Source organism: Phyllobacterium sp., assembly GCF_037994425.1.
Lineage (GTDB): Bacteria > Pseudomonadota > Alphaproteobacteria > Rhizobiales > Rhizobiaceae > Phyllobacterium.
Genome location: NZ_JBBNAM010000107.1, coordinates 1 through 24,593 on the forward strand (window position 1 = coordinate 1; position 24,593 = coordinate 24,593).

The 24,593-nt window shown below is 59.5% G+C and carries 19 protein-coding genes; 10 read left to right on the plus strand and 9 right to left on the minus strand.

Going from position 1 to position 24,593, the window contains the following annotated elements; all coding sequences use genetic code 11:
* The coding region (acs, locus tag AAAB35_RS07660) for an acetate--CoA ligase (RefSeq protein WP_340667628.1) at positions 1-1,676 on the plus strand (1,676 nt) is incomplete at its 5' end.
* A gap of 25 nt (positions 1,677-1,701) precedes the next feature.
* Here the strand turns inward: acs and AAAB35_RS07665 are convergent.
* Positions 1,702-2,967, minus strand: a complete 1,266-nt coding sequence (locus tag AAAB35_RS07665; protein ID WP_340667629.1) for a cyclopropane-fatty-acyl-phospholipid synthase family protein — start codon at positions 2,965-2,967, stop codon at positions 1,702-1,704.
* A 595-nt stretch (positions 2,968-3,562) separates the two neighbouring features.
* Between AAAB35_RS07665 and AAAB35_RS07670 the strand changes: the two genes are divergently transcribed.
* Entirely contained in the window at positions 3,563-4,900 is a 1,338-nt protein-coding gene (locus tag AAAB35_RS07670) for an MATE family efflux transporter (RefSeq protein WP_340667630.1), read from the plus strand.
* Positions 4,901-4,905: 5 nt separating this feature from the next.
* Here the strand turns inward: AAAB35_RS07670 and AAAB35_RS07675 are convergent, their stop codons facing one another.
* Positions 4,906-5,139, minus strand: a complete 234-nt coding sequence (locus AAAB35_RS07675; RefSeq protein ID WP_340667631.1) for a DUF1674 domain-containing protein — start codon at positions 5,137-5,139, stop codon at positions 4,906-4,908.
* A 124-nt stretch (positions 5,140-5,263) separates the two neighbouring features.
* On the opposite strand from AAAB35_RS07675, the gene htpX reads away from it, so the two are divergent.
* Genes htpX through AAAB35_RS07690 form a run of 3 tightly spaced genes read left to right on the plus strand, consistent with a single transcriptional unit; the run spans position 5,264 to position 9,381 of the window.
* The gene (htpX, locus tag AAAB35_RS07680; RefSeq protein WP_340667632.1) at positions 5,264-6,238 is read left to right on the plus strand and encodes a zinc metalloprotease HtpX; all 975 of its coding nucleotides are present in this window, start codon (positions 5,264-5,266) and stop codon (positions 6,236-6,238) included.
* Positions 6,235-7,617, plus strand: a complete 1,383-nt coding sequence (locus tag AAAB35_RS07685; RefSeq protein WP_340667633.1) for an RsmB/NOP family class I SAM-dependent RNA methyltransferase — start codon at positions 6,235-6,237, stop codon at positions 7,615-7,617. The genes htpX and AAAB35_RS07685 overlap by 4 nt, the downstream gene beginning before the upstream one ends.
* 60 nt (positions 7,618-7,677) lie before the next feature.
* Positions 7,678-9,381 (plus strand): heparinase II/III family protein, encoded by a 1,704-nt coding sequence (locus AAAB35_RS07690; protein ID WP_340667634.1) that lies wholly within the window; start codon positions 7,678-7,680, stop codon positions 9,379-9,381.
* Between the two features lie 11 nt (positions 9,382-9,392).
* Here AAAB35_RS07690 and AAAB35_RS07695 read toward each other — a convergent pair whose 3' ends face one another.
* Positions 9,393-10,619, minus strand: coding sequence for a PLP-dependent aminotransferase family protein (locus tag AAAB35_RS07695; RefSeq protein WP_340667635.1), 1,227 nt, complete (start codon positions 10,617-10,619; stop codon positions 9,393-9,395).
* Between the two features lie 240 nt (positions 10,620-10,859).
* Between AAAB35_RS07695 and purH the strand changes: the two genes are divergently transcribed.
* Positions 10,860-12,476 (plus strand): bifunctional phosphoribosylaminoimidazolecarboxamide formyltransferase/IMP cyclohydrolase, encoded by a 1,617-nt coding sequence (gene purH / locus AAAB35_RS07700; RefSeq protein WP_340667636.1) that lies wholly within the window; start codon positions 10,860-10,862, stop codon positions 12,474-12,476.
* On the opposite strand, the gene AAAB35_RS07705 is transcribed toward purH, so the two are convergent.
* From AAAB35_RS07705 to AAAB35_RS07725, 5 genes are all read right to left on the minus strand, one after another.
* The gene (locus AAAB35_RS07705) at positions 12,448-13,791 is read right to left on the minus strand and encodes an MFS transporter (RefSeq protein WP_340667646.1); all 1,344 of its coding nucleotides are present in this window, start codon (positions 13,789-13,791) and stop codon (positions 12,448-12,450) included. The two genes, purH and AAAB35_RS07705, sit on opposite strands and share 29 nt — an antisense overlap.
* A 103-nt stretch (positions 13,792-13,894) precedes the next feature.
* Complete coding sequence (locus tag AAAB35_RS07710; protein ID WP_340667637.1) at positions 13,895-18,688, minus strand: NAD-glutamate dehydrogenase; 4,794 nt, start codon at positions 18,686-18,688, stop codon at positions 13,895-13,897.
* 106 nt (positions 18,689-18,794) lie between these two features.
* Entirely contained in the window at positions 18,795-19,427 is a 633-nt protein-coding gene (locus tag AAAB35_RS07715; protein WP_340667638.1) for a TPM domain-containing protein, read from the minus strand.
* Positions 19,428-19,430: 3 nt separating this feature from the next.
* On the minus strand, positions 19,431-20,321 hold the full coding sequence (locus AAAB35_RS07720) for a YgcG family protein (protein ID WP_340667639.1): 891 nt from the start codon (positions 20,319-20,321) through the stop codon (positions 19,431-19,433).
* A 27-nt stretch (positions 20,322-20,348) separates the two neighbouring features.
* Positions 20,349-20,963, minus strand: coding sequence for a LemA family protein (locus tag AAAB35_RS07725; RefSeq protein WP_340667640.1), 615 nt, complete (start codon positions 20,961-20,963; stop codon positions 20,349-20,351).
* 137 nt (positions 20,964-21,100) lie between these two features.
* Here AAAB35_RS07725 and AAAB35_RS07730 point away from each other — a divergent pair, with 137 nt between their 5' ends.
* The 4 genes from AAAB35_RS07730 (at position 21,101) to AAAB35_RS07745 (ending at position 23,444) form a co-directional block, all read left to right on the plus strand.
* The gene (locus tag AAAB35_RS07730) at positions 21,101-21,349 is read left to right on the plus strand and encodes a hypothetical protein (protein ID WP_340667641.1); all 249 of its coding nucleotides are present in this window, start codon (positions 21,101-21,103) and stop codon (positions 21,347-21,349) included.
* A 57-nt stretch (positions 21,350-21,406) separates the two neighbouring features.
* A complete protein-coding gene (pdxY, locus tag AAAB35_RS07735; protein WP_340667642.1) occupies positions 21,407-22,288 on the plus strand; it encodes a pyridoxal kinase PdxY in 882 nt (293 codons plus the stop codon).
* A 65-nt stretch (positions 22,289-22,353) separates the two neighbouring features.
* Entirely contained in the window at positions 22,354-23,022 is a 669-nt protein-coding gene (locus AAAB35_RS07740; RefSeq protein ID WP_340667643.1) for a carbonic anhydrase, read from the plus strand.
* Positions 23,023-23,030: 8 nt separating this feature from the next.
* A complete protein-coding gene (locus AAAB35_RS07745; RefSeq protein WP_340667644.1) occupies positions 23,031-23,444 on the plus strand; it encodes a nuclear transport factor 2 family protein in 414 nt (137 codons plus the stop codon).
* A gap of 63 nt (positions 23,445-23,507) precedes the next feature.
* Here the strand turns inward: AAAB35_RS07745 and AAAB35_RS07750 are convergent, their stop codons facing one another.
* Positions 23,508-24,326, minus strand: coding sequence for a lytic transglycosylase domain-containing protein (locus AAAB35_RS07750; protein WP_340667645.1), 819 nt, complete (start codon positions 24,324-24,326; stop codon positions 23,508-23,510).
* Between the last annotated feature and the right edge of the window lie 267 nt (positions 24,327-24,593).

Below are 24,593 nucleotides of genomic sequence, written 5' to 3' on the forward strand. Positions count from 1 at the left end.
TCATCTGGGAAGGCGACAATCCCTATCTCGACAAGAAGATCACCTACAACGAGCTTTACGAGCAAGTTTGCCGTCTCGCCAATGTGCTGAAGAAACACGGCGTCAAGAAAGGCGATCGGGTCACCATCTACATGCCGATGATTCCGGAAGCGTCCTATGCGATGCTCGCCTGCGCGCGCATCGGCGCCATCCATTCCGTTGTGTTCGGCGGCTTCTCACCCGACGCGCTCGCGGGTCGCATCGTCGACTGCGAGTCCACCTTCGTTATCACTGCCGATGAGGGCATGCGCGGCGGCAAACCGATCCCGTTGAAAGACAATACCGACAAAGCGATCGACATCGCCGCCAAGCAGTATGTCATGGTGAAAAACGTGCTCGTTGTGCGGCGCACCGGTGGCAAGACCGGCTGGGCGACCAACCGCGATCTCTGGTATCACGAGGAGATCGCCAGCGTTAAGGCAGAGTGCAAGCCCGAAAAGATGAAGGCGGAAGACCCACTCTTTATTCTCTATACCTCCGGCTCGACAGGCAAGCCGAAAGGCGTTCTGCACACGACCGGCGGCTACTTGGTCTACGCCTCGATGACGCACCAATACGTCTTCGATTATCATGACGGCGATATTTACTGGTGCACCGCCGATGTCGGTTGGGTCACGGGGCATTCCTATATCGTCTACGGACCGCTTGCCAATGGCGCGACGACGCTGATGTTCGAGGGTGTTCCGAACTATCCGTCGGTATCGAGGTTCTGGGAAGTCATCGACAAGCACAACGTCAACATATTCTATACGGCTCCGACGGCCATCCGCGCCTTGATGAGCGCCGGCGACGAACCGGTCAAGAAGGCGTCGCGCAAATCGCTACGCATCCTTGGATCCGTTGGCGAACCGATCAATCCGGAGGCCTGGGAATGGTATTATCAGGTGGTGGGGGACAAGTGCTGCCCCGTCGTCGATACCTGGTGGCAGACGGAAACCGGCGGTATTCTGATCACGCCTCTGCCTGGCGCGACGCCGCTCAAGCCCGGCTCGGCCACGCGACCCTTCTTCGGCGTGCAGCCGCAGCTCGTCGACAATGAAGGCGACGTGCTCGAAGGCGCGGCAGACGGCAACCTCTGCATCACTGATTCTTGGCCGGGGCAGATGCGGACGGTCTATGGCGACCACAAGCGCTTCATCGAGACCTACTTTGCCACCTATAAAGGCAAATATTTTACCGGCGACGGCTGCCGCCGTGACAAGGACGGATACTACTGGATCACTGGCCGCGTCGATGACGTCCTCAATGTTTCCGGGCACCGTATGGGCACCGCGGAGGTGGAATCCGCGCTCGTATCACATGACACCGTGTCGGAAGCGGCAGTCGTGGGTTATCCGCATGATCTCAAGGGCCAGGGCATCTATTGTTACGTAACGCTGATGGCTGGTCTTGAGGGAAGCGATGCATTGCGTGCTGAATTGGTAACCCACGTGCGCAAGGAAATCGGACCTATCGCCACGCCGGACAAGATACAGTTTGCGCCCGGCCTGCCAAAAACCCGTTCCGGCAAGATCATGCGCCGCATCCTTCGCAAGATCGCCGAAGACGATTTCGGGGCGCTCGGCGATACCTCGACACTTGCGGATCCAACCGTAGTCGATGATCTCGTTGCCAACCGCCAGAATCGCAGGGGTTGATCTTGCAAAAAGTGGGGCCAAGCCTTCAGCGATAAAGGTCGGCTCTTGTCTGCGGTACGGCCGAGAGCCCGCGCTTGCGGCGTGAAGCCAGCGTCTGATTGATCTGGACTGTGCCCCGTTCGAAGGCCAGGGCGCACCCGGTCAAATAAAGGAGCCACAGCCGCGCCCTGGGTGCGCCGACTTCCGCGATGGCCTCGTCGAAACGCGCATGCAGCCGATCGGCCCAGATGCGACAGGTCCGGCCATAATGCTCGCGCAGGTTTTCGGCGTCATGGACCTCGAAACCATGACCCTCGAGATTCTCGACGGTCATCCCGAGATGGTCGAGTTCGCCGCCCGGGAATATGTATTTGACCAAGGCAAGATGTTCGGCGCTTTTGCGTCCGAAGGTTTTTTTGTTGCGTTTCATGCGCCGCGTGATTGCATGATGGAGATAGAGACCGCCCGGCTTGAGCAATCTGTGAACGCTTGAAAAATACGTGTCGTAGTGGGCAATGCCGACCGCTTCGAACATGCCAATGGACGAAATCTTATCGAACTGGCCGTCGAGATGTTCGTAGGATTTCACGTGAATCGTGATCTTGTCTTCAAGACCTTCGGCCTTGATCCGCTCCCGCGCAAGGGCAGTCTGCGCCTCCGACAACGATACGCCTGTTCCGGTCACGCCATAATTCTTTGCCGCATAGATCAGCATGGCGCCCCAGCCGCAGCCTATATCGAGCAGGCGATCCCCAGGTTGCAGGCGAAGCTTCCGGCAGATCAATTCGAGCTTGTCCGCCTGCGCCTGGTCGATGCTGTTGGACCAATCATTGAAATAGGCACAGGTGTACACCATGCGCTCATCGAGGAAGAGTTGGTAGAAAGCGTTCGACACATCGTAGTGATGCGTGATCGCTTCCTTGTTTGACCCGCTGACATAGGGGTTCCTGCCACCGAGCCCGGAATTGCCGGCTTTCCCGCCGCTGATGAGGAGCGAAGGAACGTCCTTCAGCAACTGCCATTTGGGGAGGCTCTTTAACTTCTGTTTGAACTTGCCCTTGGGACCACGTTCAACGAGGTCGAACAGGGTGCCGTTCTTGACGTCGATCTGGCCCGATACCCACAATTCAACAATTGATCCGATGTTGGGCTTCAAGGCGATCTGGCGCACGGCCATCGGATCATTGATGGCAAGGATCGGACCATCCGTCTCGCCGATGCGCGTTCCATCCCATAATTCAACTGCAAATTGCGGTTCGAGTACTTCAACTACCGTGCGGATGATCCGCGCTGCCTTGTCCTCAGCTGCCATTCTCTGCCCCCAGGCACCCGGCGCTGTCAATGCGCGTCGGGTGCGTTGCGAAATTCGATCTGCTTGGCTTATGGCCGGCTGCGCTGCTTTGCAACCCATGCGCAAGCAGCCTTGCTTTTTTCTCTTGAAACGCAGGCGATGAGACCCCATTCTCCAATTGTGTTCAACGAACGAAAAGGAGGTGATCCGATGTCTCGTGATTTCGCAATCTGCCACAAGGCGTCTGATGCTTTCCATCGGGGATCGTCTCTCCGTTGAATAAGCGCCCGGTGAAAGCCGGGAAGAAGGCCAAAGTCGGCTTTGTGCCAGACGGAAAGGGCCACCCTTCGGGGTGGCCCTTTCCGTTGAGCCCATTCGGGAGGTGCTTAACCTCTTGTGCCGATGCGCTTCCGACGCACACTCGCCGAGCCACTAATGCAAGTTGCGCAGCTTGCCCCTTTGCTCTTCCCAAGTTTGGTGATACCAAGATTTTGCCTGGAATCAGTGCATCCTGCCTCAATGAGAGGCAAATTCCTCTGAAAGACCACGATCCATGTCGGTTGCCCTAAGCCAAAACGCCGCGTCCCGGCGCGCGTGGTGTGATGAAATCATTGCGATGCTGGCCCTGAGCTGGCCGATGATACTCACCAATCTCGCGCAGACTGCGATGACCGCAACGGACGTGATGATGATGGGCTGGGTCGGCTCCGATACGCTTGCGGCTGGCGCTCTTGGAACCAACCTTTACTACATGCCAATGATCTTCGGACTAGGGCTCATGCTCGCGACCTCGCCGATGATGGCGAAGGAGCTCGGACGCAATCGCTTCTCCGTGCGCGAGGTTCGTCGCACCGTGCGGCAGGGCCTCTGGCTCGCCGTTACCATTTCAATTCCGATCTGGTTGGCGTTGTGGCACACCGGGCCGATACTCATTGCGATGGGGCAGGACCCGCAGCTGGCCGCCACAGCCGAGGCCTATGTTCGGGCATTGCAGTGGGCGGTGCTACCATTCTACGGCTACATTGTCCTGCGGTCCTTCATTGCTGCGCTCGAACGCCCCGGCTGGGCGCTGTTCGTTGCGCTTTTCTGTGTTGCTTTCAATGCGCTCGCCAACTGGTGCCTGATCTTCGGACACCTTGGATTTCCGCGGCTCGGGATCGTCGGGTCCGGCATCGCCACATCCCTGTCGTCGCTCATGATGTTCATTGGCCTCGCGGTCGTCATCATGCGCGACCGCACATTCCGCCGCTATCATCTGTTCGGCCGCTTCTGGCGCGCCGACTGGCCACGCTATGTTGAATTGCTCCGCCTCGGCCTGCCGATCGCCGCTATCATGAGCTTCGAGGTAACGATCTTTAATGCCGCGGCCTTCTTGATGGGGCTGCTTGGCGCGGATTTCCTTGCCGCCCATGCGATCGCCATCCAGATCGCCGCCATTGCCTTCATGGTGCCAATGGGCTTCGGCCAGGCGGCGACCGTGCGCGTTGGCCGCGCCTATGGTGCGCAGGACCACGACGGTATCAGGCGCGCCGGCTGGGTCGCTTTCACGGCGGGAACCGGTTTCATGGTGCTCACAGCTATGCTCATGCTGTTCGCACCTCATCAGTTGATTGGCGCGTTCATCGATATTGGCGATCCTGCCAACGCCGAAGTCATTTCCCTTGCCGTTTCATTCCTCGCCTTTGCGGCACTTTTCCAGATTTTCGACGGCGGCCAGGCTGTGGCAAGCGGCATGCTGCGCGGCCTGCACGATACGACGGTGCCGATGATTTATGCAGCCATCGCTTACTGGGGCATAGGCCTGCCTCTTTCAATCGCCTTCGGCTTCTGGCTGGATATGAAGGGCGCGGGGATCTGGCTTGGCCTCGTCTGTGGGCTCGCGACGGCGGCGATCCTGCTAGTCAGCCGCTGGCTCCGGCGCGAGCGCCTGGGAATAGAGATCATTCGGCACTGACGACATCAGAAGTCGATGGTGCGGCCCTTGATTTCCCAATCGCCGTAGCGAGAAGGATCCTTGCCACCACGGCCGCCGATCTCACGCGGTTTCTCGGCTGAATTTTTTTCGGAATTCCGCCGCGCCTCCGCCTCCTTCAGCGCACGCTGGGCGGCCGGTGGCAATTGATCGAAAGTTGGGCGCTGGCGTTCATCATCATTATCTGCTTGCGGTGCCTTTGATGTCTGTTCGTCGGTCATGTGACACTCGTCATTGAAGCTTGCTCAATAAAACACCATCATATACCGGAAGATGGCCAACAAAAGGAATGCCCTTGCCAGTCATAGTATCGAACGCTTCATATCCGAGGGGAGGAATGCATCCATGAACGTCGTGCGCACCGCAATGCTGCTTGCCTTCATGACCGCCCTATTCATGGGCGTCGGTTACCTCATTGGCGGCTCGGGGGGTATGATGATCGCCCTCGTCATGGCGGCCGGCATGAATCTTTTCAGCTACTGGAACTCTGACAAGATGGTGCTGCGCATGCACCACGCCGTTGAGGTCGACGAGCGCAGTGCGCCGGAATATTACGGCATCGTCAGGGATCTTGCCGCGCGCGCTAAACTGCCGATGCCGAAGGTCTATCTGATCCAAGCCGACCAGCCGAACGCTTTTGCCACTGGCCGGAACCCGCAAAACGCGGCCGTTGCCGCAAGTACCGGCCTTTTGCAGCGACTTTCGCCGCAGGAAGTGGCGGCGGTGATGGCCCATGAGCTAGCCCATGTTGAGCACCGCGATACGTTGACGATGACGATTACTGCAACGCTCGCCGGTGCCATATCGATGCTTGGCAATTTCGCCCTGTTCTTTGGCGGCGGAAACCGCGAAAACAACAATCCGCTCGGTTTCATCGGCGTCCTTGTCGCCATGATCGTGGCCCCATTCGCGGCGATGATCGTGCAGATGGCCATCAGCCGTACACGGGAATATGCGGCCGACCGGCGCGGCGCGCAGATATGTGGGAATCCGCTGTGGTTGGCCTCCGCCCTCAACAAGATCGCGCGTGGCGCAAAGCAGATCGTCAACGAAGACGCCGAGCGCAACCCAGCCTCGGCACCCCTATTCATCATCAATCCTTTGAGCGGTCAGGGCGCGGACAATCTTTTTTCTACCCATCCAAACACCGAAAACCGCATTGCTGCGCTCGAGGCTATGGCCAAGGAGTTCAATCAGACGGCTACGCCGACCAAGCCTACGCGCGGTAACGAGCAGCCGCTCGACGACGACGAACCACGGGACGACCGGCCAACACCATGGGGACGTAACGGCGCAAGCCGCAAAGGCCCGTGGGCATGAGTTCCGAACGCGCGACCAAGCGAAACTTCGGCAGGAAGCAGAAACCGGCAGACCCCATTGAAGCGGAGGACCGTCCCGGCCTTGCCGCGCGTCAATGCGCCACCCGCCTGCTTGGGGCCGTCATCGAAAAGCACACCTCGCTCGATGGCCTGACCGACAACAATAACGGGCACCCGCAATATATGGCGCTTGACGATCGCGACCGCTCGCTGGTGCGCGCTATCCTCGGCGCCGCGCTTCGAAACCGCGGCACGATCGAAGCGGCAATCGGCCGGATGATTGACAGGCCATTGCCAGAAAACGCCGTCGCTTTGAAGCATCTTCTGCACGTGGCCGCCGCGCAGATCTTCTATCTCGACCTTCCAGACCGGGCAGCGGTCGATCTTGCCGTAACAGCCGCGAATAACGATCCGCGCAATCGCCGCTTCGCTTCGATGGTGAATGCCGTCCTGCGCCGCCTGTCGCGGGAGAAGGAGAGCCTTGAAAGAGCGTCGGCCACCAATGTCCCCGCGTGGTTCGAAGCGAGTCTCGTCGCAGCCTACGGCAAGGAAAAGGCCGCGGCCATTCTCGAAATCCAGGCCAAGGAACCGCCCGTCGATCTGACAGTCAAAGGCGACCCCAAGGAATGGGCCGAGCGGCTCGGCGGACTGGCCCTGCCGACAGGCTCCGTTCGGCTTGCGACTATTGAAGGGGCTTTGACCAGTCTGCCCGGTTTTGCCGAAGGCGAGTGGTGGGTGCAGGACACGGCGGCCAGCCTTCCGGCCAAGCTTTTCGGTGACATCAAGGATAAACGCGTAGCCGACCTTTGCGCCGCGCCGGGAGGCAAGACCGCGCAGCTTGCTCAAGCGGGCGCAAAGGTTACGGCGCTTGACCTTTCCGCCAACCGATTGAAGCGGCTCCGGGCGAATCTGGAGCGCCTGCAACTGAACGCGGAGACCGTGGAAGCAAATCTTGCGATCTATGATCCTGCCGAGCCATTCGACGCGGTTCTGTTGGATGCCCCTTGTTCTTCGACCGGGACGGTGCGCCGCCATCCCGACGTCCCCTGGACTAAAACACCCGAAGACATCGCCAAGCTCGCCGCCCTTCAGGCCAAGCTGCTCGATCACGCCGTTACCCTTGTCCGGGCCGGTGGAACCATCGTGTTTTCCAATTGCTCGCTCGATCCGCTTGAAGGCGAGTCGGTCGCCAAGGACCTTCTTGCCAAGAACCCGGCAATTGAACTCGTTCCGGTCACTGCAGAAGAAATTGGAGGTCTTGCCGAACTCATCACCAAGGAAGGCTACGTTCGCTCAACGCCCGCCGACCTTGCCAATGATGATCCTGCGCTTTCCGGCATGGATGGCTTCTTTGCGGCCCGATTCCGGCGCAAATACTAAAATTTTAACTGTTTGACCGGATAGTTTAGGCTGTCGTCGACGATTCGAAGCAAGAACAATATGGTCGCGCTCAGCGAAACACCGCAAATGTGGGGACTTGCGACGGCGCAATTGTGGCGCCGTTTCCGCAGACGCGTGCGTATGGGGCCGCTCTATCGCTGGCGCTTCACCGGTTTCACGCCGGAGCGTGTGCTCATTGCCCCCCAGGATCTGCGCCCGGCCGATCCACACATCGCCGAGGAGTTTTACCATGGTCGCTTTGCCCTTGCTGGCAAGGTTGTGGAGACCGGTGGTCGCTCGCCGTTTCTTGTCGAACCACCCAACGCCGCATGGCAGGCGGCACTTCACAATTTTGGCTGGCTGCGCCATCTGCGCGCTGCAGGTACCGACCTCGCTACGGCCAATGCCCGCGCACTGCTGAGCGACTGGATCACCACCCATGGTCGCTCTATCGCCGGTCCGGCATGGGTCCCGGAGGTTACGGCGCAGAGGATTATCGCGTGGCTGCAGCATTCGAGCCTCATTCTGGCCGGTGCGGATTTGCGCGCCTATCGCCAGTTCATGCGCTCGCTTGCCGTCCAGGTCCGCTACCTGCGGACGATGGCGGCGGTTATGGACGACGGTGAAGAGAAGCTGCGCGCGCGCATCGCTCTCGCCCTAGCGGCGCTCGCCCTGCCGGTGGCATCGAGCACCAGCCGTTCGGCCCGCCGCAATCTCGAATATGAACTTACGCGCCAGATCCTGCCGGATGGGGGCCACATCTCGCGCAATCCTTTGATCATTCTCGAATTACTGGCCGACCTCCTGCCGCTGCGCCAAACCTATGCCAGTGGACAGGAAGCGCCCCCAAAGGCGCTCATCGAGGCCATCGAGCGCATGCTGCCCGCGCTGCGTTTCTTCCGCCACCATGACGGAAGCCTTGCCCTGTTCAATGGCGTCGGCGCCACCATGCCGGAGCGGGTGATTGCCGTGTTGCGCCATGACGATATCGGCGGCCTTCCGCTCATTCATGCTCCGCATTCGGGCTACGAACGTCTGTCTATGGACTCAACGACGATTATCGCCGACACCGGGCTGGCGCCGCCGGTCACCGCCTCGCGTGATGCCCATGCGGGGTGCCTTTCATTCGAGATGTCGTCAGGCCGCAACCGCTATATCGTGAATGCGGGCGTCGATCGTTATGGTCCACCCGAGTTCCGGCCGCTTGCCCGTTCGACGGCCGCGCATTCCACGGCAACGATCAACGACACTTCCTCCTGCCGCTTCAGCGCCACCTCCGGTCTCTCAAACATGATCGGAACCCCGATCATCGCTGGACCGACCAAAGTGAACATCGAGCGTATTGAACGGGAAGGCGCGGTGGGTTTCGTTGCCAACCACAATGGCTACGTCCGGCCGTTCGGCATTTATCACGAACGCCAGGTTGTATTGTCTCACAATGGTAGCGTGATCGAAGGCATCGACAGCTTCTTTGCCGCGGGGCGAAATCCCCTGCGCGATACCGGGGCTGAAGATGTCGTGATCCGATTTCACCTGCATCCCGCAGTCCACGTCTCGGTCGACGAGAACGGCCTGATCATCCTTCAGGCCGAGAACGACGACGTTTGGATGTTCTCCGCGACCATACAGCCGTTTGTCGAGGATTCGCTGTTTTTTGCCGGTTTCCGCGGACCCGTCAGGACCCGCCAGATCACACTTTCCTTCAGCGCCGCCCAGCGTCCCGAGGTAGAGTGGCAGTTCACGCGGACGAGTCTCGGAGTATAGGACGCCTCGAGCTAATTTTCCGTCATCACCTGACCGATGAGCCGCCCGAGCCGCGCAATGCCGGTATCGGCGACCTCTGCCGATGCAAGCGAGAAGCTCAGGCGGATCGTATTTGCCCCGCTGCCATCGGCGTGGAATGCCTGGCCAGGCACAAAGGCGACACGTTCGGCTTCAATCGAGCGGGCGAGAAGCTTTGCACCGTCGATACCTTCAGGCAATGTGACCCAGATGAACATGCCGCCTTCCGGCTTCGTCCATGACACACCTTCCGGCATATACTTTTCAAGTGCCGCCAGAACGTGGTCGCGCCGTTCGCCATAGGTCGCGCGCAGACGTTCGATCTGCTCGTCGTAAATATCGACGGCGGCGTGGTACATCGCCATCTGGTTGATGGTTGGGCTGTGCAGGTCCGCTGCCTGCTTCATCAGGACAAGCTTGCGGATGACGGGCTTTGCAGCGCAGACGAAGCCGAGGCGCAGGCCAGGCGACAGCGTCTTGGAAAACGTACCGCAATAGATCGTGCGCGTCGCGTCGATATCGCCCTTGCGGGCAATATCGAGCGCAAGGATCGGCGGCACCGGCTCGCCATCATAGCGCAGTCCCTGATAGGCGGCGTCTTCGATAATCGGAATGTCGAGTTCATCTGCGAGATCGAGCAGCCGTTCGCGGCCGGCGCAATCGAGCGTTTCTCCGGCAGGATTCGAAAAATCCGGATTGATATAGGCGAACTTCGGACGTCCGCCATTGCGCGCCGCTGTATCCTGGTAGGCGGCGGGCGTCATATTGCCGTGTTCTGGCGTCAGCCGGTCATAATTGGGCTCGTAGGCGTTGAAGGCCTGCAGCGCACCGAGATAGGTGGGGCTCGTCACCAGCGCCGTATCGGCGGGCGAGAGAAAGAGCTTGCCGAGATAGTCGAGAGCCTGCTGCGAACCCGAGGTGATGACGATGTTGTCGATATCGCAGATGATGCCAAGGGCCGCGAGACGTACGGTGATCCACTCGCGCAACGGAGCATAGCCTTCGCTGACCGAGTATTGGAGCGCTGGACCGGCCTGACCGTCGACGAGCGCACGTTCATAGGCTTTGCGAAAGGCGTCGGTCGGAAACAGCGCCGGATCCGGGATACCGCCGGCAAAGGAAATAATGTCCGGCTGATCGAGCAGTTTCAACAGTTCACGGATTTCAGAAGCGCGCATCCGGTTTGCACGCGTTGCGTATCTGGCTTCCCAGTTGCTCATTTTCTACTCGCTTGATCGCCTTGTTGCCTAAGCGCTCCCGTTCGGAAACTCCTCCTCGAACGTCGCATAAGCCGGGCGGATATGACGCCATCGAACGAGATATGTCAATGTATCTGACCTAATTTCGCGCGTGTCACGGCATAATTCCGGCAAATGCGCGATCCTAAGTAGGATTCCGAGAACGGCTGTGTTAGAGCCGCCAAATCCACGCCCCCATCATTCTGCTAAGGACGAACTCCAATGGCCGTCGCCGCAAAATCATTTACTCCGCCGAACCTTCATCCAGTCCGTCGGGCGCTGCTTTCCGTTTCCGACAAGTCGGGCCTCACGGCCCTGGCCCATGCACTGCACCGCCATGGAATCGAGATACTGTCGACTGGCGGCACCTCGAAGGCGATCGCTGCGGAGGGCATCCCGGTTCGCGACGTATCGGAGATCACCGGCTTTCCCGAGATCATGGATGGACGCGTCAAGACATTGCATCCGAAGGTACATGGCGGCCTCCTTGCCGTGCGCGACGATCCGGAACATGTCGAAGCGATGAAGGCACATGAAATCGGCGGCATCGACCTCGTGGTAATCAATCTCTACCCCTTCGAGGAAGTCCGGCATTCCGGGGCGGACTATGCCAATATCGTCGAGAACATCGACATTGGTGGTCCGGCAATGATCCGCGCCGCAGCCAAGAACCATGCCTATGTCGGCGTCGTGACCGACCCCGGCGATTACGAGATGGTGGTCGCGATGCTCGACAAGCATGAGGGATCACTCCCCTACTCGTTCCGCCAGAGCCTCGCTGCCAAGGCTTATGCGCGCACCGCCACCTATGATGCTGCAATTTCCGGTTGGTTCGCCGAAGCACTGATGACGGAAACCCCTTCCCGCCGCGCAATTGGCGGCCACCTTCATTCGGTCATGCGCTACGGCGAAAACCCGCATCAGTCCGCGGGCTTCTATCTTACCGGCGAGAAGCGTCCGGGCGTTGCAACCGCTACGCAGCTTCAGGGCAAACAGCTTTCCTACAACAACATCAACGACACCGATGCTGCATTCGAACTCGTCGCCGAGTTTGACCCGGCACGCACCGCCGCGGTCGCGATCATCAAGCACGCAAATCCCTGCGGTGTGGCGGAAGCCGCCACCCTCAAGGACGCTTATTTGAAGGCACTCGCTTGCGATCCTGTGTCGGCCTTTGGCGGGATCGTTGCGCTGAACCGCACGCTCGACGCTGAAGCTGCCGAGGAAATCGTCAAGATCTTCACCGAAGTCATCATTGCGCCCGATGCAACACCGGAGGCGCAGGAGATCGTTGCTGCAAAGAAGAACTTGCGCCTGCTGGTAACCGGAGGACTACCCGATCCGCGAGCCTCCGGCATCAGCGCCAAGACCGTTGCCGGCGGTATCCTGGTCCAATCGCGCGATAGCGGCGTGGTTGACGACCTCGACTTGACGGTTGTGACGAAACGCGCACCGACTGATGCTGAGATGGCGGATCTCAAACTTGCGTTCCGCATCGCCAAGCATGTCAAATCCAACGCCATTGTCTATGTCAAGGATGGCGCTGCCGTTGGCATCGGAGCGGGGCAGATGAGCCGTGTCGATAGCGCCCGTATCGCAGCGCGAAAGGCGGAAGACGCTGCCGAAGCAGCGGGCATGGCGATGCCCTTGACCAAGGGTTCGGTTGTTGCGTCCGATGCGTTCTTCCCGTTTGCCGATGGCTTGCTCTCTGCCGTCGCCGCAGGTGCGACAGCAGTGATTCAGCCGGGCGGATCGATGCGTGATGACGAGGTCATTGCTGCTGCCGACGCACATGATATCGCCATGGTATTTACCGGGATGCGTCATTTCCGGCATTAGGAATTGCTGCCGGATAGGGCGTTCTCAGAAGGATCGCCAATCCGCCCAGCAAAAATACGATAATCGTCGCCATGCCGAGGCGCGGCGACCCGCTGACTGCCGTTACGGTCGCTACAAGGAAGGGCGCAAGAAAACTGGTGGCGCGTCCAGACAGAGCATAGATGCCGAAATAGCGGCCGGCTTCATCGACTGAAACACTACGCGCCATGTAGGACCGGGACGAGGCCTGCACCGGACCGAACGCAACGCCGATGAGAAGGCCAAAGCCGATATAGGCTTTCTCGGCCGGCGTTCCGAACAAGCCGCCACTGTCTGTACCCGGGAGGGGGACCAAACCGAACAGCGTGTAGCCGGGTCCGGTGGAAATGATGCCAATCGTGGCGATGACCAATACGATGAGCGAGATCGAGACGACTACTTTTGAGCCGAGCACGGTGTCGAGTCTGCTCGCTGCAAGGCAGCCGAAGATGGCAACGACGTTAAGGATAATGCCGAAAATACCGATCTCGGCCGTTGCCCAGCCAAACATCGTCGCGGCGAAGGCCCCACCGAGTACCACCAGGGCGTTCACGCCGTCCTGGTAAATCATGCGCCCGATGAGGAAGCGGAAAATGCCGGAGCGTTGGCGTACCTCGCTTAACGTCGACCGCAAGTTGGCCAGTCCCGCTGTAGCCGCGGGCCTCATGGACAAGCCGCGTGCGCCATCGGGTGTCAAGAAAAACATCGGCAGGACGAAGACGAGGTACCACAAAGCGGCGAGCGGCCCTGTTGCCCGGTCGCCCTCTCCGCTCGCGGGATCGAGCCCGAGGATCGGTTGAAGGCCAAGCATTGTCTTGCCTGTTTCAGGCGATCCGGCCATGAACGCGACGACGAATATCAGGGCGATCATTCCGCCAAGGTAGCCGAGGCCCCATGCGACATTCGATATGAGGCCGATTTCCTTCGGCGCGACCAGCCGCGGCATCATGGAATCGTTGAAGACAATCGAAAATTCTGCCGCAATCGAGGCAAGGGAGAAGAAAATGAGCGGCATCATCAGCCCCGAGCCGGGAGCCGCAAACCATAGCATGACGAGTGAACCGATTTTGATGGCGGCGAAGAAGGCAATCCAGGGCTTGCGCCTTCCCGTCTGATCGGCAATCGATCCGAGCACGGGCGACAGTACGGCGATGAACAGGCCGGAAACAGCGATGGCATAACCCCAGGCCGCCTGGCCAAGTGCAGGATCGCTCGTCATGCGGGAGACGAAATAAGGCCCGAAAATGAACGTGGTGACGACGGTGAAGAATGGCTGGGCGGCCCAGTCAAACAGCATCCATCCCCAGATGCCTGCTTTGGTCGTGGAAGGACTGCTTTCGCGGCTCAACGGAGTAGTGCTCACCGGCGGGACCGAGGGGGGTTCAAATCAAACACGAAGCCTACGACAAGTCCGAAAGCAGGCCTGCTGCAACGGCAAGCCGCGAAACCGTCAGGTCGCCGCTTTCGACAATGTTCGCCATGCGCTGGCGAACCTCATCGACGCGCGCGCCACGGCTGGCGAGCCAGTCCCTCGCTGGATCGGCGGTCTTGCCGTGCTGGCTGAGCGCCGCAACTGCGATGCCGCGCCGCGCCTGAGAGATCAAGTCCGTGGCCCTGGCGAGCGCGAGGCCGTCATAGTAATCAGCAATCGAAACACCGCGCGCAGCGTCTTCGATGCGGCCGATACGGAATGCCTCGGAAATATCAAAATAGGCCTTGCCGGCGGCAGCGATGTCGATATCGGCCTGTTGTGCCACGGCGGCGATATCCGGAATGATCGGCGCCACCGAGAGGCGCGCCAACTGCGCGGCAAGCGCCGGCGGAGCGCCGAGCGCCGCATTGCCGGCCGTGTCCTCACGGATTAACCCCAGCATCGACGCGGGCAGCAGCTTGTCGAGCCGCGGCTGCAGCGCGTTGCGGGCCTTCTTGATCTCATCAATCGCTTGCGTAAGGCTGACAGCCGCCGCACCGTTGCGAAGGACCCACGCCGTCGTCCAGTTCAGCATTTGCGCCACCTTGGCGTAGAAGCCGTTCTGCGTATCGCCAGGCACGGCATTGTCCAGCGCATCGATCGCCTCGAAAACGCCATCGAGCGAGAAGCCATCACGAACTATGACGTATGCCCGAACAATCTCCGGACCCGAACGACCAGTCAAGTCAGATAGCCGACTAACGAAAGTAGGGCCGCCGCGATTGACAATGTCATTGGCGAGTTGCGTTGCGATGATTTCACGGCGCAGGCGATGGGAATGGATCTCGTCCGCAAATCCCGACTGCATTTGCTTGGGGAAGTATTCCATGAGCTCGCGCACGAGATAGGGATCATCCGGTAGATCGCTGGCTAACAGTTGGTCGCAGAGGACGATTTTTGCATAAGCAAGCAAGACGCCAAGTTCAGCTCGTGTCAAGGGTATGCCATCGACCTGACGTTCCGCCAGAGCCTTGTCATCCGGCAGAGTTTCGACCTTGCGGTTGAGAAGCTTCCTCGCTTCAAGGTCGCTGATGAACCGGGCCTGATAAGCGAGATCGGCAAGTCCGCGACGCTGCGCCAGCGATAGGGCGAGCGTCTGCAAATAATTGTTGCGCAACACGAGGTCGGCGACCTCAGCGGTCATCGATTCCAGAATCTTGTCGCGCTGCTGGCGCTTGAGCTTGCCGGCGCGCATGGCTTGCGCCAGCGCAATCTTGATGTTGACCTCGACGTCCGAGGTATTGACGCCGGCGGAATTGTCGATCGCGTCGGAATTGCAGCGCCCGCCAAGCAGTCCGAACTCAATGCGTCCCTTCTGGGTGACGCCAAGGTTCGCACCTTCGCCGATGACCTTCGCCCTTACGTCACTACCCGTGATGCGGATCGCATCATTGGCACGGTCACCAACCTCGGCATCGTTTTCGCCCAGGGAGCGCACATAGGTGCCGATGCCCCCGAACCATAGAAGGTCGACCGGCGCCTTGAGGACGGCAGTCATGATCTCGTAAGGCGTTGCGACAGTCTTCGTAAGGCCGATGGCTTTAGCCGCTTCCTTGGAGAGAGTAATCGATTTCAGCGAGCGTGAGAACACGCCACCGCCTGCCGATATTTTCGACGTGTCGAAATCCTGCCAACTGGAACGCGGCAGATTGAACAACCTTTGCCTTTCCTTCAGCGTCGCCTTAACGTCGGGCTCTGGATCGATGAAAATATCACGATGATCGAAGGCCGCGATCAACCGGGTCTGCGGCGACAGCAGCATACCATTGCCGAAGACGTCGCCCGACATATCGCCGACGCCGACAACGGTGAACGGTGTTTTCTGAATATCGGTCCCGATCTCACGGAAATGGCGCTTTACCGCTTCCCAGGCGCCGCGCGCCGTAATGCCCATCTTCTTGTGATCGTAGCCGGCCGAGCCGCCCGAAGCGAAGGCATCGTCGAGCCAGAAATCATGCGCCTGGCTGATCGCATTGGCCGTATCCGAGAAGGTTGCCGTGCCCTTATCCGCAGCAACGACAAAATAGGGATCGTCGCCATCGCGCCGGACGATATTCGCCGGTGGCACGACAGTCTCACCCTGGAGATTGTCGGTGACCGAAAGTAGCGTCGAAATGAAGGTGATATAGGCGGCGCGGCCAGCCTCGAAGATCGCGTTGCGGTCGCCACCCGTGGGCAAGCGCTTCGGATAGAATCCGCCCTTGGCGCCCACCGGCACGATAACCGCGTTCTTGACCTGCTGCGCCTTGACGAGGCCGAGCACTTCCGTGCGGTAGTCCTGGGCGCGGTCTGACCAGCGAAGGCCACCACGGGCGACAGGCCCGAAGCGCAGGTGCACACCCTCCACCTCCGGCCCGTAGACGAAGATTTCGCGGTAGGGCCGCGGTTCCGGCAGTTCGTCGAGCGAACGAGGATCGAGCTTGAAGGCGAGCGAAACGCGTTCACTGCCATCTTCCTCGGTAGAAAACGCGTTGGTGCGCAGTGTCGATTCGATCAGATTGAGATAGCGCCGGAGGATGCGGTCGTCGTCAAGGCTCGGAACGCCCTGCAACGCTTCCTCGATTGCGCCACGAATTGCAGCCTCCTTGCGTTCCGACTGGGCGCTTTTGGCCTTCAGCGGGCTCAGGCGCTGCTCGAACAATTCATAAAGCTGGCGCGCGATGGCGGGGTAACGATTGAGCGTAATCGCAATGAAATCCTGCGAATAGGGAATCCCTGCCTGCTGCAGATAGCGCCCATAGGCGCGCAAAATGATGATCTGGCGGGCAGTAAGCTGGCCGCTCAGGGCCAATCCGTTGTAACCGTCATTGTCCGATGCGCCGCTCCAGATCGTGCGGAAGACATCCTCGAACAGGCCGCCATTGTCACGCAGATCAATGGCCGCGCCCGAGGCGCTGACGAGCTCCATATCGTGCACATAGAGCGGGCTTGCGTCAGCCGCTGGCAGTGCGAATGTCTGTTCACTGATGACCCGGAAACCCATGTTTTCGAGCAGCGGCACGCGCTGCGACAGGGCGACGGCCGAACCATAGTGGTAGATCTTCAGCGACGCGGCATTGGGCCCGTCCGTCCGGTGTCGGTAGAAGTCGACGAAGAGCGGATTGTTGCGCGACAGACCCGCGATGCGGCTTGCGTCGACGAGCGCCTCATCAGCGGAAAAATTCTCGCGATAGGAATCGGGAAAGGCGGCAGCGAGGGTGGTGTATTGTGTGGTCCCCTTGCGATCGCCGACTTCGGCGACGGCATCTTCCCATGTGCGGACGATGGCGCGGACACTTTCCTCCAGCGTCTCGCGCTTGACCTTTGGGAAGTCGTCTTCCGCATGACCGATGATGAAGTGCACACGCGCAAGATTCCCTTCCGGGAAGGCGGGATAATAGGCGGATACGTGGCCTTCATAGACTGAAGCAAAGTAAGCGCCCATCTTCTCGCGCACGACGGAATCATAGCGTTCGCGCGGAACGAAGACGATGATCGAGGCAAAGCGGCCGAAGGGGTCGACTCGGGGCAGCACGCGCACGCGCGGCCTCTCGCCGAGAGCCAGAATGATTTCGGCATAGCGGGTCAGCGTCTTCACGTCGATCTGGAACAGGTCGTCGCGCGGATAACCTTCAAGAACGTTGAGCAGCGCCTTGCCAGAATGATCCTCCCGATTGAAGCCGAGGCGACTGATGACCGCTTCGGTCTTCGAGCGCAGATAGGGGATCTTCAATACGGAGCGAGTGTATGCGCCGGAAGTGAAGAGGCCGACGAAGCGAAGCTCGCCAATGATGCGGCCGTCCGCATCGAAGGTCTTGACGCCGATATAGTCCATGTAGCCGCGACGGTGCACCAGCGATTTGGTGTTCGCCTTCGTGACGATCAACAGTTCCGGGCCGGTCAGGAAGGCAATGATTTGCGGCGTCGTGGTAACGCCCTGATTGCCGCGTTTCAGAACGCGCACATCCGGATCGCCGAGGATACCGAGCCCAGTCTTGCTGGAGCGTTCGAGTTCTCCCTGGCTGCTGTCGCCGAGGTAATCGTATTCGCGGACGCCGAGGAAAGTGAAATTGTCGTCGCGGAGCCACTCGAGGAAGGAGACCGCCTCATCGACCGCTGCCTTCTTCATCGGCAGCTTTCCGGTCTTGTAGGCATCGATGGCCTCACCGAGGCGGTCAAGCATCGGCCTCCAGTCGCGCACAGCCTCCCGCACCTGCTTCAGCACGGTCGTAAGCGCCGCATGCATGATTTCACGCGAGGGCGCATCGAGCGCCGGCACATGTATCTGCATGACGCTGACCCGCGCCACATCCTTGCCGGGCTTGTCGGGACCTGCCGGGCCAATGGCCTTGTTCGTCTTGGCATCGATGTCCATGACTGGATGCAGGACGAGGTAGACCGCGCTCGCCCTGTCACTGATCTCGCCAAGGACGGAATCGAGCAGGAAGGGCATATTGTCGTTAATCAACGAAATGACCGTCACAGGACGGCCATCCCGATAAACCAGCGAACCGTCACTGACATCGACGATCGACTCACCGCCCTTGAACCGCGACAGCGCGTTCTCGGCCAGCTTCGCCGAGGCCTGGATAGCGCCTCTGTCATAATCGGCTAGGTCTTCGTCAGGGGCCCGGGCGAATAGCAACTCTTCGAACAGTCCGGCCTCGGCCTTCTTGTCTTTGGCGGCCTTGGGTGCTTTGGGCTTCGGGGTGGACTTTCGGTCCAATGCGGTCTGTGAAGCCATCAAAATTCCCCCTCATTGCTTATTTTGCATGATCATAGCCATTCAGAAGCCATTTTCGACCCCAAACTGCACTGAGGGGGTGAAAATCGTATGACACGCAAGAAAATTACAATTCGACCAGATGGTCATCCAGTTCGTTGATGTCGCCGGGTCTGGCCGGGAAATGTTCTTCCAGAAGCAGGCCGGCGATTTCGATGGCTTTGAGGAATCCGGCCGGCAATTCATCCCTCCCCGCATGCTCGATCAGAATCGCAACGATGTTGTTCCATTCCTGCTGGCCGACTTTGGCATTGATACCGGCATCGGCCACAACCTCGGCATAGCGTTCTGCGAGCGAGACGAACAGCAGCACTCCGGTGCGCTGCGCCGTAAGGTGAACGTTGCGCGCCAGAAACTGTTGCACCGCATTGAGGTGCGCGCGCCTGTAACGGACACGTCTCGGCACTAGCCAAATATTGACACCAGGGACCAGCCAAAGGACGAGCAAGGCGGTAAGGAATGCCATGAGAATCGCCAGACCGAAGATCGGAAGGGGTATGGAATACCAGAACCAGTGAGCCGCAACAGCGACAAGGACTGCAGCGAACAGGATGCCACAGGCGACCATAAAGCCGGCGACGAAGAAATAACTATCGCTGTGCCGCGCCAGTACCGCGTAGATTTCGCCGCTGGTGCGGCTTTCCGCTTCGCGGATTGCCGCGGCGATGCTGGCATGGTCGGCTTCGTTCATCACCCTCATCGCTTACCAGCTCCCCGACGCGCCGCCACCGCCGGAGGATCCGCCGCCGCCGGAAAAACCACCGCCGCCTCCTCCACCCGACGACCAGCCGCCGCCACCCGATGTCCAACCGCCACCTCCGCCCGACCAGCCACCGCCGGAACGCCGACGCGGGCGATTGTCGATGCGCATACCGAGCCATTCATATTGACCCGGCCCGATCTTGCGCCCGAAGACCGGAGCAAGCACGGCCGTGGCGAACCCTCCTAAAAAGATCAAAACCCATATCGTTATAAAGATGACCATGAACCAATCGACGTCGGAAGTCGGTTCCTTGATGTTGCGCTTGGCTCGCGCTTCAAGTTCGGCCGTATCTCCGGAGAGGACGGTCAATATGTCATCGACGCCGCGCGAAATCCCGCCCGAGTAGTCGCCGGAGCGAAAGCCCGGAATGATGGCGTTTTCAATAATGAGCTTGGAGAGAAGGTCCGTCAGCGTGCCCTCAAGTCCGTAGCCGACCTCGATACGCACCTTGCGGTCGTTTGGAGCGACCACCAGGAGAACGCCGTTGTTTTCCTGCTTCTGCCCGATCGCCCATGAACGGTAGAGCCTGTTGGCGTAGGGTTCGATCTCTTCTCCGTCGAGGCTCGGCACCGTTACGACCACCACCTGGTCGGAGGATTTTGCTTCGTAGGCCGCGAGCTTCTCGGTGATTGCGGCGCGAGTCGCCGCATCGATGATATTTGCGCCATCGACCACTCTCCCGGTCAGGGTCGGGAGTTCCGCAGCGAAAGCGCAAACCGATAGAAATGCCACAAGAACGACGGCAGAAAGGACGTGCAGTGCCAGTCGGGTGCATCCTCCCTCACACCAGTCGCGGAAGCGTACACGCGTGGCAGAGGAGACCGCAAACATCACACAAGCCTTCTTTCCGGCTAACTGCTAGAACTTCACCTGTGGTGTCTGCTTTGCCGTGTCGTCAATCGTGAAGGTCTGGTACGGCTCATTGCCCCTGAACCATATCCAGCTCCAGATCATGGTCGGCATCGTCTTCAATGACGTATTATAGACACGCACCGCCTCGATATAGTCACGGCGGGAAACGGCAATGCGGTTTTCTGTGCCCTCAAGTTGCGATTGCAGGGCGAGGAAGTTCTGGTTGGATTTCAGATCCGGATAGTTTTCGACCACCGCGAGGAGCCGCGACAGCGCTCCCGTAAGGTTCGCCTGATTATCTTGGAAAGCCTTGAAAGCGTTGGGGTCGGTCAAAGTTTCAGGCGTGACCTGGACCTGGGTGGCCTTGGCGCGCGCTTCAACTACGGAAGTCAGCACATCCTTTTCTTGGGCGGCATAACCCTTCACGGTCTCGACCAGGTTCGGAATAAGATCGGCGCGGCGCTGGTACTGGTTGAGAACTTCGCTCCAGGCCGCCTTGGCCCGCTCCTCATTGGTCGGGATCACGTTGAACCCGCAGGCGGAGAGCAGCGGCAGGAGAAGTGCTACGGCTAGAATTGAAAGCGCGCGGCGCGGCATTGTAATTGAAGGCAAATATTGCATCGGAATCCTCTCCCCAAGTGCAGATTCACCGGCCGGGCGGCCTTCGAACGAAGCAAGGCCGACCCTAGACATTTTTTTCTGCAAAAGGAACTGCCAAAGCGCTATGCTGATTTGCTTCGCAATCGAATGGACACGTCATGCCTGAACAGATTGACAATCGACAGCCGGACACAGAATCCAGACGCATTCTGGATCGTATCGAGCGCGAGTCGGCTGTTCATGGCAATCCCATCGTCACTCGCGCGAAGCGGCATTTTTCCGCCGAGGATGCTGACGCAGCTGACCCTATCGAGCTCTGGGGTACCCGCATCGGCCGGTTACTGGGATTGCTAGTATTAATCGCGATGTTTATTTGGTTGATTAGTTCCTTATCCGGAAAAGGCTGAGTTTAGGCGCGCCACCAGACCCTTCCCTTTTCCGACCCCTTCACATGAGTATTGCCCATGACCGGTTCTGCTGTTTCATCCAACGCTGTCATCGTCATTTCGAGCCATGTCGTTCGCGGCGCGGTGGGTAATCGGGGTGCGGTTTTTGCGCTTGAAACACTTGGCCATCCGGTCTGGGCCGTACCGACTGTCATACTTCCCTGGCATCCCGGCCACGGCCCGGCCAAACGCATCGTGCCTGAACCACAGCAATTCGACGATCTGATTTCCGATCTCGAGCGCGCGCCGTGGCTTGGCGAGATAAGTGCCATCATGACCGGCTATCTCGGCAATGCGGCCCAGGCAGCCAGCGTTGCCCGATTGGTCAGGACATTGAAGCAGCGCGTGAAAGCCGTGCGCTACCTTTGCGATCCCGTGATCGGCGATGAAAAGGGCCTCTACGTTCCCGAGGCAACCGCAGCGGCTATCCGCGATGAACTGATGCCGCTTGCCGATATTGCGACGCCAAACCGATTCGAGCTTGCATGGCTTTCGGGTGCCGAACTACCGGATAACAGGTCAATCATGCAGGCGGCCCTGCATGCGGGCCCCGGCACCATGCTCGTCACCTCCGCACATCCGATGATTGCTGGCGGCACGGGCAATCTTCTCATTACCCATTCGCTGGCGCTGCTTGCCGAGCACCGCCTTGTCAACGGCCCGACCAACGGCCTCGGCGACCTAACTTCGGCGCTGTTCCTTGCCCGGACGCTCGCGGGGCTCGAGCCCGAGCAGGCCCTGCAGCGGACCACCGCCTCGGTGTTCGAGATCATGGCGCGTTCGGCCAAGCGCGGTGCCGACGAACTGATGCTCGAGGCTGACGCCTCAAGCTTGTCCACGCCGATGGCCATGACGCAGATGCGCCGGCTCGTGCATCCCAGCAAAGGCATCCGGGCCTGAGTTTCGACCTTGCACCATACTGAAGACCAATTGATCTTCGCGATGATGAGGACTACAGCAAAACCATGACCCTGCTTCCTGAGAAACTTCTCACCGGTTATCGCAACTTCATGGCGCACCGCTATGCCAATGAAACGTTGCGCTACAAGCAGCTTGCCGAAAAGGGCCAGACACCCGAAACCCTCGTCATTGCCTGCTGCGACTCGCGTTCGGCGCCCGAGATTATATTCGATACTGCGCCTGGCGAGATTTTCGTGGTGCGCAACGTCGCCAATCTCGTGCCGCCCTATGCACCGGACGGCGAGTACCACGCCACATCCGCCGCGCTCGAGTTTGCCGTGCAAAGCCTCAAGGTCAAGAACATCGTGGTACTTGGCCATGGCCGCTGCGGCGGCATCAAGGCGGCACTCGATCCCTCCAGCGAGCCATTGTCGCCCGGCGATTTCATCGGGAAGTGGATGAGCCTTGTGGCGCCGGCCGCGGAAGCCGTTTCGGCCAATGCGTTGATGACAACGCTCGAGCGCCAAACCGCGCTAGAACGTATCTCGATACGCTATTCGATCCGCAACCTGCGGAGTTTCCCCTGCATCGACATTCTTGAGAAGAAGGGGCGGTTGTCACTGCATGGCGCCTGGTTCGACATTTCGACCGGTGAACTCTGGATCATGAATCCTGAAACCGGCGACTTCGTCCGTCCCGACCCGGAAGAGGTCGGCGCGCCATCCCTGGAATAGGCCGAACGATGATGGCGCGGTTAATTCTTGCGATCGCCATCATCCTCTCGCTGACCTATGCCGGCCGCGCAGCGGACAACCACCAGCGCCTGATCCAACAATGGTATGCAGCCCTTGCGACGGCCGACCGCGCCATGTTCGACAAACTCCTCGCCGACGAGGCAAAGGTGATCCTCGAAGACATCGACTCGATCCAGACAAAAGACGAATTTCTCGGAAGCCTCGATGAGTGGAAGAACGCAGTTCGCGGCGCAACGCTCCGGCACCGTATTGGCAATACGGACAACGGAACAGTCACCGTGTTCGTCTGCTATCAGTTCCCAAGCAATGCCACCTATACGCGCGAAATCTTCAACTTTCGTGGCGACAAAATCATTGAGAGCGCGCAGAGTTCCGTCGGCGAAGCCTGCGAAGGTTTCTAGTCGGAATGATAAGGCCGGCGCGCTTGCACCGGCCCTTTCATATGCTTGTGTGCTGACCGCGGACTATTGACCGTCGATCTTCGCACCGATGATCGCGATCGCCTGTTGATAGACGCTGGCAGCATTCCAACCCTGAATCGCGCTGTAGTTCGGCTGCCCCGGCTGATAACCTGCTCCTGACTGCCAGCCATGGCCGCGAAGGAAATTTGCCGTCGAGGCGAGCGCGTCAGCTTTGGAGCGCAGATCGACGCGGCCGTTACCGTCCCCATCTACACCATAGCGCAGAACATTGAGCGGCAGGAACTGGGTCTGACCGATTTCGCCGTGCATCGCACCCACCGAATTGGCTGCGAGCGTTCCCTGGTCAACCAGCTTCAGCGCCGCGTTCAACTGCTCGCGGAAGTATTCCGGGCGGCGGCAGTCAAAAGCAAGGGTCGTGACGGCCGAAAGGGTATTCTGGTTGCCCATGAAGTTGCCGAAGCCGGTCTCCATGCCCCAGATTGCGATCAACGGGCCGGCCGGAACGCCGAACCGACGCTCGATGCTGGCAAACAGAGCCGCATTTTGCGCCTTCTGCGATCGGCCACGCGAAATGATGGTCTGGCCGCCGCGCACCTGCATGAACTTGTCGAGCGAATATTTGAAGCTCTTCTGGTTGCGGTCGGCATTGATGGTCTTGCTCGCATAGCTCACGCCGTCGAGAGCGCTGATGCCTCTGCCGCCAACTCCTTGCGCCTGCGCCTGCTGCTTGTAGGCTTGGACCCATTCCTGGAACCCAGCGGAATTGTTTCCGCAGGAGGGAGCGGCCTGCGCGGCCCCTACTGTCAAGAGAAGCCCGGCCGCTGCGGCCGCAAAGAGTCTGCTTTTGGCAACAGATGCCATGAAAATCTCCTTAAAAGTTGAATCGTGATGGCACTATCTGCCATTTTTCCGCAACCGTGTCATCTGCCAGAATCACCCGAGTTAAGGTCAAAAGGTCTCAATTCGCCAATTATTGGCGTCGCTTGAGCTCATTTGCCGTAAACATTTGCAACGATCGAAGATCTATCGCCGACACGAACTGAGACAACCCCGGGTTGTACGTCGATTTTGTGGATCAAACTGCCCGGAAGCGTGCCTAGCCACGCCGGGCTCCGCCAGTCTTGACTC